The sequence below is a fragment of the Kitasatospora sp. NPDC058063 genome (assembly GCF_042885395.1).
Lineage (GTDB): Bacteria > Actinomycetota > Actinomycetes > Streptomycetales > Streptomycetaceae > Kitasatospora > Kitasatospora lactacystinica.
On the sequence record NZ_JBHVSD010000021.1, the window covers coordinates 118,878 to 132,284 of the forward strand.

General features: G+C 74.8%; 10 protein-coding genes and 2 pseudogenes. 3 read left to right on the forward strand and 9 right to left on the reverse strand.

Annotated elements, in window-relative coordinates:
• Window positions 1-94: 94 nt before the first annotated feature.
• Window positions 95-367, forward strand: a pseudogene (locus tag ACFVUY_RS30885) (MMPL family transporter); the annotation flags it as partial.
• On the opposite strand, the gene ACFVUY_RS30890 reads toward ACFVUY_RS30885, so the two are convergent.
• The 5 genes from ACFVUY_RS30890 to ACFVUY_RS30910 form a co-directional block, all read right to left on the reverse strand.
• The gene (locus tag ACFVUY_RS30890) at window positions 364-1,674 is read right to left on the reverse strand and encodes a M14 family zinc carboxypeptidase (protein WP_387735492.1); all 1,311 of its coding nucleotides are present in this window, start codon (window positions 1,672-1,674) and stop codon (window positions 364-366) included. The pseudogene ACFVUY_RS30885 and the gene ACFVUY_RS30890 sit on opposite strands and share 4 nt — an antisense overlap.
• A 118-nt stretch (window positions 1,675-1,792) precedes the next feature.
• On the reverse strand, window positions 1,793-4,912 hold the full coding sequence (locus tag ACFVUY_RS30895; RefSeq protein ID WP_387735494.1) for a phosphocholine-specific phospholipase C: 3,120 nt from the start codon (window positions 4,910-4,912) through the stop codon (window positions 1,793-1,795).
• 280 nt (window positions 4,913-5,192) lie between these two features.
• Window positions 5,193-5,690, reverse strand: coding sequence for an ATP-binding protein (locus ACFVUY_RS30900; protein WP_387735496.1), 498 nt, complete (start codon window positions 5,688-5,690; stop codon window positions 5,193-5,195).
• A 137-nt stretch (window positions 5,691-5,827) separates the two neighbouring features.
• Window positions 5,828-6,223, reverse strand: coding sequence for an STAS domain-containing protein (locus tag ACFVUY_RS30905; protein WP_380356015.1), 396 nt, complete (start codon window positions 6,221-6,223; stop codon window positions 5,828-5,830).
• A gap of 83 nt (window positions 6,224-6,306) precedes the next feature.
• Window positions 6,307-7,209: a SigB/SigF/SigG family RNA polymerase sigma factor gene (locus ACFVUY_RS30910; protein ID WP_359910774.1), complete on the reverse strand. Its 903-nt coding sequence runs from the start codon at window positions 7,207-7,209 to the stop codon at window positions 6,307-6,309.
• A gap of 223 nt (window positions 7,210-7,432) precedes the next feature.
• Here ACFVUY_RS30910 and ACFVUY_RS30915 point away from each other — a divergent pair, with 223 nt between their 5' ends.
• Together ACFVUY_RS30915 and ACFVUY_RS30920 are read left to right on the forward strand one after the other, a co-directional pair.
• Window positions 7,433-8,095 (forward strand): CatB-related O-acetyltransferase, encoded by a 663-nt coding sequence (locus tag ACFVUY_RS30915; protein WP_387735498.1) that lies wholly within the window; start codon window positions 7,433-7,435, stop codon window positions 8,093-8,095.
• A pseudogene (locus ACFVUY_RS30920) lies at window positions 8,074-8,268 on the forward strand (hypothetical protein); the annotation flags it as partial. The gene ACFVUY_RS30915 and the pseudogene ACFVUY_RS30920, both read left to right, overlap by 22 nt.
• On the opposite strand, the gene ACFVUY_RS30925 reads toward ACFVUY_RS30920, so the two are convergent.
• The 4 genes from ACFVUY_RS30925 to ACFVUY_RS30940 all read right to left on the reverse strand — a co-directional run bounded on the left by ACFVUY_RS30925 (window position 8,265) and on the right by ACFVUY_RS30940 (window position 13,274).
• Entirely contained in the window at window positions 8,265-8,567 is a 303-nt protein-coding gene (locus ACFVUY_RS30925; RefSeq protein WP_387692412.1) for a hypothetical protein, read from the reverse strand. The pseudogene ACFVUY_RS30920 and the gene ACFVUY_RS30925 sit on opposite strands and share 4 nt — an antisense overlap.
• Window positions 8,564-9,049 (reverse strand): hypothetical protein, encoded by a 486-nt coding sequence (locus tag ACFVUY_RS30930; protein WP_387692414.1) that lies wholly within the window; start codon window positions 9,047-9,049, stop codon window positions 8,564-8,566. The genes ACFVUY_RS30925 and ACFVUY_RS30930 overlap by 4 nt, the downstream gene beginning before the upstream one ends.
• 139 nt (window positions 9,050-9,188) lie before the next feature.
• Window positions 9,189-12,227 (reverse strand): BTAD domain-containing putative transcriptional regulator, encoded by a 3,039-nt coding sequence (locus ACFVUY_RS30935; protein ID WP_387735501.1) that lies wholly within the window; start codon window positions 12,225-12,227, stop codon window positions 9,189-9,191.
• Window positions 12,228-12,746: 519 nt separating this feature from the next.
• Entirely contained in the window at window positions 12,747-13,274 is a 528-nt protein-coding gene (locus ACFVUY_RS30940) for a peptidylprolyl isomerase (RefSeq protein WP_387735503.1), read from the reverse strand.
• Window positions 13,275-13,407 lie beyond the last annotated feature (133 nt).

Genomic DNA, 13,407 nt, shown 5'->3' on the forward strand with positions numbered 1-13,407 from the left:
GGTTTTGGGGGGGTTTTTTTTTTTTTTGTGTTTTTGGGGGGGGGGGGGGGGGGGGGGGGGGGGGGGGGGGCGCCCCCGCCCCCCCCCCCCCGACGCCGTGGCGCACGCGCTGGAGATCACCGCGCGGGTGATCAGCTGTGCGGCGCTGATCATGGTGAGCGTGTTCGCCGCGTTCATCGTCAGCGACAACGTGGTGATCAAGATGATGGGGCTGGGCCTGGCCGTGAGCGTGCTGGTGGACGCGACGGTGGTGCGGCTGCTGCTGGTTCCGGCGGTGATGACGCTGCTGGGGGCGGCGGCCTGGTGGACGCCGCGGTTCCTGGACCGGGTGCTGCCGCACATCGACACCGAGGGCACGAACGCCTAACGCTGCGGGTGGCGCAGGGCGACGGCGGCGCGGACGGTGTTGGCCTGGTGGGCGGCCTGGCGGGCGACGGGGAGCCAGGCGGGCTGGAAGGTCCGCTGGTACTGGGCGCACCAGTCGCGCAGGAGGTGGTCGAGGCGGGCGGCCTGGGGTGCGGCGGGGGCGCCGGCGACGCGGACGGCGCGGCGCAGCAGGGCGGCGGCGCGGACCGGGACGCGGTGGGCCCACAGGTCGATGCCGGCGAGGCGGGCGCGGGTGAGCGGGGTGCGCAGGAGGTCCTGTCCGTGGACGTCCGGGTCCCATTGGTCGGCGAGTTGGTGCAGGGCGGTCAGCGGGGTGCGGGCGGCGCGCAGCAGGGGGGTGTCGGGGTTTCGTACGTAGGGCAGGGCGGCGTCGAGGAGTGCGGTGAGGAGTGTGCCGCGGTGGCGCAGGCGGTCGGCGCAGGTGCGCAGGTACGGGCGGACGGCGTCGGCGGGGCGGGTGTCGCCGAGGTGGGCGCTGGTCCAGGCGGGGACTTCGACCAGGACGGTCCGGCCGCCGTGGCGGTGGGGGGCGAACCAGGTGCCGGCCCGGCCGCCGCCGTCCTGGTGGGGGGTGAGCATGCCGGTGGTGGTCTCCTGGTGGTCGATGTGGTGGGGGGTCATGAGGTAGAGGCCGGGGCCGGATTCGTGCAGGTGGAAGGTGTCGTAGTTGCCGGTCTCGACGGGGATGCCGAGGTCGGCGGCGGAGCGGGTGAAGGGGTGGGCGAGGGCGGCGGGGTCGCCGGTGGCCTGGACGAAGGTGCCGCCGACGTCGGTGCTGTGCAGGGAGAACTGGAGGGTGGGGCGCAGTTCGTCGATGAGGTGGAGGAGGGTGCGGCTCTCGGGGAGGTCGGAGCCGATGGCGGGGGCCCATTCGGGCTGGTCCTCGGCGGCGGGGCGGTAGTAGTGGTCGTAGTAGGCGGGCAGGGTGCGGGCGGTGCGGCTGCCGTCGGCGAGGTGGGCGCCGTCGGGGTCGAGGCAGAGCAGGAAGTGCCAGGCCAGGGCCGGGTGTTGGGCCGCGAGGGCGTGGTGGGCGAGGTCGGTGACGGCGGCGCGGGCGGCGAATTCGTCGGCGTGGGCGCCGGCGACGACGAGGAGGTTGTGCGGGCCGCGGCCGACGGTCAGCAGGGTCAGGGGGCGTCCGGCGCGGGAGGTGCCGACGGTGCGCACCCGGCACAGGTCGGGCCGCTGGGCGGCGAACTGGTGGGCGGTGGCGGTGAGTTCGTCGAGGCTCGGGTAGCGGTCGTGGAGCTGGGCGGCCCGGCCGGCCGGGGTCGTCGTGTCGATCACCTTCGGTTTCCTCCCCTGTGGTCGTGGCAGTAGTTCTACCTGGCGCGCGGGGCCGCCGGTACGGGCCGGGCCCGCCCGGGCGCGGGGGCTCGGGCGGGCCCGGGTGGGGCGGGGGGTGTCAGCCGGTGATGGGGCGGGTGTCGAGGCGGATGTGGTCGACGGCCCAGTACCAGTTGTTGCCGGCGTCGTACATGCGGAACCTGAGGGTCACCGAGCGGGCTCCGGCCGGGACGGCGAAGCTGCGGGTGATCCGGGTGTTCTGCGCGTCCTTGCCGGCGTTGTCGTTGCCGGTGGCGTCGGAGCTGTAGGCGAGCAGGCGGGTCTCGGTGCCGTTGTCGAAGACGGCGGTGACGGAGGCCTTCTGCGGGGCCTCCTGGCGGTAGTGGGAGTCGAAGGCGAGGTGGAGGGTGTCGGTGCCGGCCGGAACGGCGACGGCGGGCGAGACCAGGGTGGAGTCGAAGACGCCCTTGCGGGAGGGCGAGCCGGTGTCGTCCCAGTCGTCGGGGTCGGCGACGGCGACGACGCCCAGGGCGCGGGTGAAGTTGCCGCGGTCCTGGCCGGCGGGGACGGACCACTCGCGCTTGGTGTGGAAGGTCCAGCCCTGGAGGCGGACGGTGCCCTGGGGCATGGCGGGGGCGTTGACGACCGTCCAGCCCTTGGGGGCCCGGGCGGTCCAGCCGAGGACGCCGGCTTCGGGCTCGAGGGTGCCGGCGAGGGATTCGAAGTCCTCGTCGAGGAGGTGGCCGGTCATCACCGGGGCGGGGCGGGCGGCGAGTTCGCCGTCGGCGAGGGCGAAGCGGCTGTCGGCCTGGGCGCGGGCGGTGACCAGCAGGCGGTGGGTGGCGGTGGCGGGCAGCTGGGCGGGCGGGGTGACCTGCCAGACGGCGGTGGCGGCGGCGCCGGCGGCGAGCCGGTCGGGCGCGGCGGTGACGGTGGTGGCGCTCCAGCCGGGCGGGAGCAGCGGCTGGGCCTCCAGGCGGGTGAGGGCGGTGGCGGCGGTGAGGGTGGCGGTGATCGTGGCGGGGTGTCCGGGCAGCAGGACGGGTTCGTCGATGGTGGTGGAGGCGGCGCCGAGGGCGAGGTTCACGGTGAGCGGGTCGGCCAGGCCGAGGGCGGGGTCGGTGACGGTGCGGTCGTCCCAGGGGAAGCGGCCGGCGATGCGGCGGCGGAAGCCGAGGTCGTCCTGGACGGCGACGGCGACGTCGTACCAGCCCTCGGGGCCGACCTTGAGGTTGACGGTGCGGTCGTCGCCGGCCGCCACGCGGACCTCGCGCAGGCCGTCGCCGTAGGCGAGGTCGCCGACCAGGAAGGTCCGGGCGGTGCGCGAGCGGTTGATGACGTCGACCTCCAGGACCTTGCCGTCGCTCTCCTCGGAGAGCGAGACCTCGTAGGCGGAGGCGGTGTCGCCGCGCAGGTGCCACAGAGCGCCGTCGGGGCCGTGGACGCGCAGGTCGTAGCCGGCGGGGCCGACCTTCCAGACGTCGGACAGGCGGCTCTTCGCGGCGACGGTGTAGTGCTTGGGGGCCTCGCCGGGGGCGGGGTAGACGGCGAGGACGGCGCCCTGGCGGCCCTGGTTGACGAAGTCGAGGGTCAGTTCGTCGCCCTTGAGGCGGGGCTTGACGAGCAGGTTGTACGGGGCGGGGCGGGCGGAGCGGGTGCCGCGTTCCTGCTTCGGGAAGGTCTGCGGGCTGGGCACGGTGGGGGCGGGGAGCTTGCCGGTGTCGACGACCTTCTGGCGGTTGCCGCTGGTGTCGGGCAGTTGCGGCCAGGCGGGGTTGCGGCCGGAGAAGTCGAAGACGTTGGTGAGGTCGCCGCAGACCGCGCGCCGCCAGGGGCTGATGTTGGGCTCCTGGACGCCGAAGCGCTGTTCCAGGAAGCGCAGCACGGAGGTGTGGTCGTAGACGGTGGAGTCGACGACGCCGCCGCGGGTCCACGGGGAGACGACGACCATCGGCACCCGTACGCCCAGGCCCATCGGGTAGGGGCCGGAGACCAGGGTCTCGCCGGCGGGGAGGGTGTCGGACCAGGTGAGGGTGCCGTCGGCGGCCCTGACCCGGTACCGGCCGTCCTGGCCGACGACCCGGTGGTAGGTGGAGGAGCCCTTGGAGACGCGGACGACGATCTCGCCGTCGACCGGGACGTTGGACTTGCCGCGGCCGTCGGCCAGCGGCGGGACGGGCGGCAGCTGGTGGTCGAAGAAGCCGCCGTGCTCGTCGTAGTTGAGGATGAAGACGGTCTTCTGGAACACCTCGGGCTTGGCGGCGAGCGCGGACAGCAGCCGGGAGGTGAGGTGTTCGCCGTTCGGCGGCGCGTAGTTGGCGTGCTCGGACAGTGCGGCGGGGGCGACGATCCAGGAGACCTGCGGGAGGCGGTCGGCCTGGACGTCGGCGGTGAAGGCCTCGACCAGGGCGTCGCCCATGGCGAAGGGGTCCTTGGCCTTGGCCGGGTCGCCGACGGCGCGCATGCCGCGCTCGTACAGCGGCTCACCGGGCTTGGCCTTGACGAAGGGGGCGAACCAGGCGAGGGCGTTGTCGTCGAAGTTGTCGAGGGCCTGGTAGGTCTTCCAGCTGACGCCGGCCTTCTCCAGGCGCTCGGCGTAGGTGGTCCACTCGTAGCCGCCGGGGATCTCGGTGTTGTCGGTCACCGGGGTGTCGCGGACGGTGCCGCCGCTGGTGCCGGTCATCAGGTGGTCGCGGTTGGTGTTGGTGTTGCACTGCACGGAGGCGTAGTAGGCGTCGCAGACCGTGAACACCGAGGCGAGGGCGTGGTAGAAGGGCATGTCGGCGGACTCGTAGTAGCCCTGGCCGAGCCAGCCGGAGGAGCGGCGGGTGACGGAGCCGTCGGCGCGGCCGTCGTTCCAGGCGTTCATGGAGTCGCCGTAGCCGAAGGCGGGCGCGCCCTGCTGGTAGGCGTTGGTGTGGGCGGCGTTCATCGGGAAGGGCAGCAGGTAGCCCTCCTTGCGGCCGGGGTCGGGCTGGTGGAAGACCGAGCGGCCGTCGATGCCGCGCACGGCGGTGCGGTCGCCGAAGCCCCGCACGCCGGCCAGGGTGCCGAAGTAGTGGTCGAAGGCGCGGTTCTCCTGCATGAGCACCACGACGTGCTGGATGTCCGCCAGCCGTCCGGGCCGGGCCGGTGCGGCGAGTGCCTGCTGGACGCTGAGCGGGAGGGCGGACAGCACCGCGGCCGCCGCCGCGCCGCCGAGGACGCTGCGGCGCGACAGTTCGGGCTTCGGACTCATCGGGGTGGGGCTCCTTGCTGACGGACCGCGGTTCCTCGGTACGGGGGCCGGCCGCGCGGTTCGGACCGGACCCGTTATGTGTACGAGACCGAGGTGGACGCAGCCGTGGTGTCCGATGACGGGCCGATGACCGGCAAGAGGCCCCGAGCTGTACAGACAACTTGACGCCCCATGATCAAACGGTCGGTCGATCGACGGGCCGGCGGCGGTGCGGGGCCGCGGGGTCGGCGGCGGGACGGCCCGCGCGCCGGCCGCGGTTCGACGGCAGGTCAGCGGCGGGTCAGCGGCGGGTCAGCCGGTGGGCGTCGAACTCGGCCCAGATCGCCTTGCCCCGGCCGTTCGGCTCGGCGCCCCAGCGGTCGGCGGTGCGCTCCACGATGAACAGGCCGTGGCCGCCCGGCAGGGCCGGCTCGTGCGGCAGGCGCAGCACCGGCATGGCCGGGCTGCGGTCGCTGACCTCCACCCGCAGGCGCTGCCCGGTGGCGTCCAGGACCAGCTCCAGCGGGCCGTCCCCGTGCAGCATGGCGTTGGCCACCAGCTCCGCCACCAGCAGCACGACGTCCGCGCCGACGCCCTCGTGGGCGCCGGGCACGCCGGGTGCACCGGGCGCCCCGGCGGGCGGGTACCAGTCGCCGACCGCCTCGGCGGTGAAGGACCGGGCCCGGGCGACCGGCTTGGGGAGCCCGGCCAGCGGCAGCCGGCGGCGCTGGCCGCCGGGCGGCAGGGCGGGGCGGGCCCGGTGCGCGTCGCCGTCCAGGGTTCCCCGGCTCATCGTCATGTGAGGGCACCCTTCGGATCGACGGCGGTTCGCATGTCGGTTTCCCGGCGCTCCCGGGATTATGCCTTCCCCGGCGCCGGGTACGCGGCACCCGCGACACGCGCGGCACCCGCCCCGCGGCGGCGTGCCCGGCCGGCTCAGGCCGCCAGGGCCTCCTCGGCCGAGCCGTGGATGGAGAACACCGCCCGGGTGCCGGTCAGTTCGAGGACCCGCATGACGGTGGGCGGCACCGCGGCCAGGTGCAGCCCCACGCCCTCCTCCCCCGCCGCGAGGCGCGTTTTGAGCAGGAGGTTCAGTCCGGAGGAGTCGCAGAATCCCACCCCCGCGAGGTCGATCACCACCGCGCCGGGCCGCCGGGCGACCAGGGCGGTGAGCGTGTCGGCGGCGGGGGCGAGCGTCTCGATGTCGAGGTCGCCCGCCAGGGCGCAGACCACCGCGCCGCCCGCCGCGGGTCGGGTCCGTACCGCGAGCTCCGCACGGTAGGGGGAAGCCGCCGGCGCGAGGCCCCGCTGGTCGTTGTCGGATGGCATCATCGTCGTCCCCTCGTGTCCGTGCCCTCCGACCTTACGTAGGCGGCGTGCCGCGGCCAAGCGGGTGCCGGGGGCGCGGGGCGCCCTCAGTCCTCCTCCAGCCCCTCGCGCAGGCGCCGCAGGGTGCGGGAGAGCAGCCGGGAGACGTGCATCTGGGACAGCCCCAGGCGCGCGCCGATCTGCGACTGCGTCAGGTCCTCGCAGAAGCGCATCGACAGGATTTGCCGCTCGCGTTCCGGCAGGGCGGCGACCAGCGGCTTGAGCGCCACCAGGTCCTCCACCCTGGAGAGGTCCGGGTCCTCCTCGCCGAGGCGCTCGCCCAGGCAGCCGGGGCGGTCGTCGTCCTCGGTGCCGGTGTCCAGGGAGCCCGCGGTGTGCCCGTTCGAGGCGGTCAGGCCCTCGACCACCTCCTCCTCGGCGAGTTGGAGGTGGTCGGCCAGTTCGGCCACCGTGGGCGCCCGGTCCAGCTCCTGGGCCAGCCGCTCCTGGGCCTTGGCCAGGGCGATCCGCAGCTCCTGGAGGCGGCGGGGCACGTGGACGGCCCAGGTGGTGTCGCGGAAGTGGCGGCGGATCTCGCCGAGCACGGTGGGCAGCGCGAAGGTGGTGAACTCGGCGCCCAGCTCCGGGTCGAAGCGGTCGATGGCCTTGATCAGGCCCACCGCGCCGACCTGCAGCAGGTCCTCCTGCGGCTCCCGGTGGGCGTTGAAGCGGCGGATCGCGAACCGGACCAGGGACAGGTTCATCTCCACCAGGGTGGCCCGCACGTACGAGTACTCCCGGGTGCCCTCCTCCAGCGCGGCGAGCCGGCGCAGCAGCACCCGGGTCAGCTCACGGGCGTCGGACGGGGCGACCTCCCGCAGGTCCTCGGCGGCGGCCAGCTCCGGTGGCAGCAGGTCGCGCAGCCCCGCCGTGGCGGAGCCGGCCGTGCGGGAGGGGTCCTTCGTCGGCGAAGCGGCGGAGGCGGTCAGTTCACCAGTGGTCGTGACCATCGGAGTCCTTCCTCTTGTCGGCACGGTCGAACGCCCCGGATACCCCGCCCCGGCCGATCGATGCAGCGACGCCGCGTGGAGGTTTGGTGAATCCCGGACGGGCGTCCGGGCAGGGGCCGGAAAACCCGGTGGTCCGTGGCGCCGTCCGGTGGATCATGGCAGGGCGCGCTCCGGCGCCCCGATGCCCCTGACACCCCGTCGACATGAAAGCGGTGCCGCCCCCGTGACCCCCGCCGCGCCCGACCTCCCCGCCGTGCCCGATCCGACCGTGCTGCACCCATTCCCCGGACAGCCGCGGGTGGTCCTGCTCAAGCCGCTGGTCACCTCGCCGCTGATCGAGGTGGGCGAGTACACGTACTACGACGACCCGGATGACCCGACGGCGTTCGAGACCCGCAACGTGCTGTACCACTACGGGCCGGAGAAGCTCGTCATCGGAAGGTTCTGCGCCTTCGCCACCGGCGTGCGGTTCGTGATGAACGGCGCCAACCACCGGATGGACGGGCCCTCCTCCTTCCCCTTCCCCGTCATGGGCGGCGCCTGGGCCGAGCACTTCGACCTGATCACCGGCCTGCCCGGGCGCGGCGACACCGTGATCGGCCACGACGTGTGGCTCGGCTACCGCACCACCGTGATGCCCGGCGTGCGCATCGGCCACGGCGCGATCGTCGCCGCCGGGTCCGTCGTCACCTCCGACGTCCCCGACTACGCCGTCGCCGGCGGCAACCCGGCCAGGGTGATCCGGCTGCGCCACGACGAGGCCGACATCGCCCGCCTGCTGGACATCGCCTGGTGGGACTGGCCCGTCGAGCACCTCACCCGCCACCTGCGCACCGTCATGTCCGGCACCGTCGACGAGCTCGCGGCCGCCGCCCCGGGCGCCTGAGACCGCCATCCACCCACGCGTACGCGGGCACCGAGCCGCGCAACGTGTTCGTCGTCCTCACCGAGAACGCGCCGGTCGACTGGTCGCTCGGCCACGGCCTCGCCCAGTACGACCCGGGGCCGCAGGACGGCCCCGCACAGTCCCCCGGAAACGGCGGGGCCTCGGCTCCCTAACGCCCGGTGGGGTGGTGGAGCCGGCGGGCGGCGGTGCGGATGGCGAGGGTGTACGGGGCGTCGAGGGCGCGGGTGCGGGCGTCGAGGGCGTCGAAGGCCACCAGGGCCTTGTGGGTGTCGTCGGTGGTCTGGGTCCAGGCCGTCCAGGCGTTGTGGACGTCCTCGTCGGTGACCTGCTCGCCCTTGGCCTGGAGCAGCACGGCGTAGATGCGGAAGAGGTCGTCGGAGCCCGCGGGGGGTCTGGCCTCCGAGGGCAGGCAGGAGCGGATCAGGTCGGCGATGGGATCGAGGTGGCTCATACGGCCAGTGTGCCGGTGGCGAGCGTGCCCGTGAGCAGGATCAGATGAGCCACCGCGAATATCATCGGCACGAGCCGTTCGGTGGTGCCGAGTTCGGTGTAGTGCCGGTGGCGCCGGCCGGGCGCCGCGGCGTTGCGCAGGACGTCCCACTCGTCGGTGTAGATCCGCGCGGACAGCTTCTCCTCCATGCTGTTGATGACCCGGAACTTGGCGCCGTTGAGGTCCCGGTAGCTGCGCAGCTGCATCCACCAGGCGCCGGAGAGCGTGATGCCGGCCAGCGCGACGGCCGTCGCCACCCACCACGGGGACTCCGACAGCTTGGGTATGCCGAAGCCGATCAGGGTGACCAGCGCGGTCTGCACGGACAGGAAGAAGGTGTTGGCGTTGCCCCGGCGGGCCGAGACCCGGTCGGCCATCTCCACGGCGAGCTTGTACAGCTCCAGCAGCTCGGTCTGACGGTTCGGCTCCGGCGGCGTGGTCATCGCGAAACCCCCTCGGGCAGGTGGTGTGCCGGTTTCGCCCGCTGCCCGGGCTCCCCCCGTGGTGTTCATCCTTCCCGGCGGGACGGCCCGTCAGTGCTGCGCGGCCGGCGGTGCTGCACACCGCCGGTGCCGCGCGCCGTCAGTGCCGCGCGCCGGCGGTGGCCGTCGCTCCGGCGGTGACCGTCGCGACGGCGCCCGCCACGGCGGGGGTGCCGGCCGACAGGGCGCGCAGGGCCGCGCCGGCCTCCGACTCGCCCTCCCCGTACTGGTGGGCGCGGGCGGTGCGCAGGGCGGCCCCGAGGTGGAGCGCGGCCTCCTCCGGCCGGCCGGTGGCGGCCAGGGCGCGGCCGTAGAGGGTCTGCAGGACCACCCGGCGGGCGACCGGGAAGGGCGGCTCGGCGACGGCCAGGCCGCGGGCGGCGTGGTGGGCGGCCTCCTCGGCGGCGCCGGCGGCCAGGCACTCGCCGGCCAGGTGCTGGCGGGCGAGGGCGACGATTTCGGCGCGCCCGGCCCGTTCGGCCAGGGACAGGGCCTTCACCAGCAGGCCGCGCGCCCGGGCGCGGCCGGCCCGGTCGCCGTGGCGGGCGAGGGCGACGGCGAGGTTGACCAGGGCGACGGCCTGGGCGGAGCTGTCGCCGGCCCGGGCGGCGAGGTCGGGGGCGCGTTCCAGGTGGACGAGGGCCTGTTCGGGGCGGCCCTCCTCCAGCAGGACCCAGCCCAGCAGGGCCCGGGCGCGGGACTGGGCGCCGGGGTCGCGGTCGGCCTCGGCGGCGGCCAGGCCGTGTTCGAGCAGCGGCGCCCAGCCGTCCCGGACCTGCCAGACGATCAGCGGCCACTGGAGCAGCACCAGGCGCCAGGCGCGGTCGTGCAGTCCGGCGGCGACCGCCGCCTCGACCGCGCCGCGCAGGGTGTCGCGTTCGGCGGCGTACCAGGCGAGCGCGCCCGCCCGGTCGGGGAAGGGGCGGACCTCGGCGGGGCGGCGGGTGCCGGGCGGCAGGGTGCAGCACGGTTCGCTGCCGGGTTCGGCGGCGGAGCAGGCGGTGAGCAGGGTGTTCAGCAGGTGGTCGAGCAGGCGGGGCAGGACCTGGGTGTCGGTGTCGCCGGGCAGGCTGCGGGCGTAGAGGCGGACCAGGTCGTGCAGGGTGTAGGCGTCCCGGCCGATCTCCACGATCAGGTGGGCAGTGGCCAGTTGGGCCAGCGCGTCGGCGGCCTCGTCGGGGCGGCAGCCGGCCAGGGCGGCGGCGGTGCGGCTGTCGAGGGTGGCGCCGGTGTGGGCGCCGAGGCTGCGGAACGTCCGGCGGACGGGTTCGCTCAGGTGCTGGACGGTCAGGGCGAGGGCGGCGGCCACGCTGGTGTCCTCGACGTCGAGGAGGTTCAGGCGGTCCTGCTCGACGGCGAGTTCCTCGGCGAGGGCGGCCAGCGCGCGGGCGGGGCCGGTGGCGAGGCGGGCGGCGGCCAGCCGCAGGGCCAGCGGCAGGCCGTCGCACAGGCCGGCCAGGCGGGCGGCGGCCTCGGGTTCGGCGGCGACCGGGTCGGGGCCGAGGGTCGCGGCGAGCAGGCCAACGGCCTGCGGGGAGGAGAGTTCGGCGAGCGGCACCGGGCGGGCGGCGTCGGAGGCGACCAGCCCGCCGAGCCGGTCGCGGCTGGTGACCAGGGTGACGCAGTCGTCGCCGTCGGGCAGCAGCGGGCGGACCTGCTCGGAGCGGCGGGCGTTGTCCAGGACGATCAGCATCCGGCGGGTGGCGGTCAGTTCCCGGTAGCGGGCGGCCATCGCCTCGGGGGTGGCGGGCATCTGCTCGGCGGGCAGGCCCAGGGCGAGCAGCAGTTCGCGCAGGACGGCGGCGGTGTCGCGCTCCGGCAGCGGGCTGTGGCCGCACAGGTCGACGAAGAGCCGGCCGTCGGGGAAGTCCTGCTGGCGGCGGTGCGCCCAGTACAGGGCGAGGGTGGTCTTGCCGACGCCGGCGCCGCCGGTGAGCACGGCGACGGCGCCGGGGGCGGCGGTGGCCCGGTCGAGCGCGGCCAGTTCGTCCTCCCGGCCGGCGAAGCCGCGCGGGCGGCGGGGGAAGGGCCAGGGCGCGGGCTGGTGCCAGGGCGCCGGACGCACGGGGGCGGGCGCGGGCGCGGGGGCGAGCACGGACGCGGCGGCGAAGGAGGAGGAGGAGGCGGAGGCGGGCTCGGGGGCGGCGGCCGGCAGCGGTTCGGGGCCGGGGGCCCGGTCGGGGACGGAGGTCAGACCGCCGACGGTGGGGACCCGCGCGGGCGGGACCCGGTCGGCCGGTGCGCGGTCGGACGCGGCACGGTCGGACGGTGCCCGGCCGGCCGGCTGCTCCTGGTCGCCGGGCAGCCGGGGCGGCGGCACCCGGTCGGACCGGCCCGGAGGGGCCTCGGTGTGCCGCGGGGCCTCGCCGCGCTGCGGCAGGTCGGTGCGCTGCGGCAGGTCGGTGCGCAGCAGGCGGTCGTAGGCGTCGGTGAGTTCCGGTCCGGGGTCCATGCCGAGTTCCTCGGCCAGGGCGCGGCGGGTGCGGTGGAACCAGTCCAGGGCCTCCGAGCGGCGCCCCGCGCGGCCGAGCGCGTGCATGAGGTCGGCGACCAGCGGTTCGCGCAGCGGGTTGGCGGTGACCTCGGCGTGCAGCAGGTTCGCGGCCGCGCCGTGGTCGCCGAGCCGGCCGTGGGCGCGGGCCAGTTCCTCGGCGGCGGCCAGCCGCAGTTCCTCCAGGGCCTGGGCGGCGCACTGCAGCGGCAGGCCGGGGATGGTGCCGGCGAGGGCGGGGCCCCGCCACAGGGCGAGTGCCTGGCGCAGGGCGGTGGCGGCCTCGGCGGCGTCCTCCAGGGCGCGGGCGCGGACCACCAGCTGTTCGAACCGTACGGTGTCCACCGCGTGGTCGGGGGCCCGCAGCAGGTAGGCGCCGTTGTCGGTGACGAGTTCGACGCCGGCGGCGGGGGCGTCGTGGGCGGTGAGCAGGGCGCGCAGTCCGGAGACGTGGTTGTGGATGACGGTGCGCGAGTGCCGGGGCGGCTCCTCGTCCCAGAGGGTCTCGGTGAGCCGTTCGACGGTGACCGGTGCTCCGGGGTTCAGCAGCAGCATGGCGAGCAGGCTGCGGCGCTTCGCCGATCCGGCCGGAAGCTCCCGGCCGTCCGCGGCCACCACGGCCACCGAGCCCAGCAGTCGGAACTCCACGCACCCCCCTTAGATGGATTAGATGTATATGACAAGCTTATGACACCAGGCGATCTTTCGATCGCGGAGCGTCGTCCATGATCCGCTGCCGGTAGGCGACCTTGATCGAGTCGTCGATGTACAGACCCCCGACGGGCAGCGAAGGGTTGCTTCCCGCGTCGACACTCTCGTTGCCCGAGGGGCCCTGGAGGTGGACGGCCGGTGTCGTCCCGGTGCGGCCGTGGCCCTTCGGTGCTCGGGTCGGAGCTGTGCTCGGGCCGGAGCTGTGCTCGGGTCGGAGCTGTGCTCGGACGACCGGAGCCTGCGCGGTGATCCGTCCCGGCCGCAAGGGTCAACGGCCGATCAGGGACGGCGGGACACTGGAACGGGCTCCGAGCAGGGGAAATGCCGGGGCCCTGGAACGCGGGGATGGAACGCGGGGCCGTACGGTGGAGCGGGTCGTCAGCGGGCGCGCGCCGTTCCGGGGCCGGGCGCCCGTGGCCGGGCGCCCGTGGCCGGGCGCCCGGGAGAGTCTTCCGGTCAGCGGGTCTCGATGACGACCTTCTCGATGACCACGTCCTGGACCGGGCGGTCGTTGCGGGGGTTGGTGTCCGCCGTCGCGATGGCGTCGACGACCTTCCGGCCGGCCTCGTCGGCGACCTCGCCGAAGATGGTGTGCTTGCCGGTGAGCCAGGTGGTCGCCCCGACGGTGATGAAGAACTGGGAGCCGTTGGTGCCCGGTCCGGCGTTGGCCATGGCCAGCAGGTAGGGCTTGGTGAAGGCCAGGTCCGGGTGGAACTCGTCCGCGAACTTGTACCCGGGGCCGCCGGTCCCGTTGCCCAGGGGGTCGCCGCCCTGGATCATGAAGCCCTCGATGACCCGGTGGAAGACCGTGCCGTCGTACAGCGGCGCGGTGGTCGGCTGACCGGTGCTCGGGTCGACCCACTGCCGTTCGCCCGTGGCGAGCTCCACGAAGTTCTTCACGGTCTTGGGGGCGTGGTTCGGCAGCAGCCGGATCACGATGTCGCCCTTGTTGGTCTTCAGCGTCGCGTACAGCTCTTCCGCCATGGCACGTCCTTCGCTAGGTCCTACGGATGCGGCCAGTCTTCAGGCCGGCCGGCCCGTCCGAGCGGTGGCGACGCGGTGATGCACCCGCACGGGTGACATCCCCGCGAACGGGCATCCGGCCGGCAGCCGGATC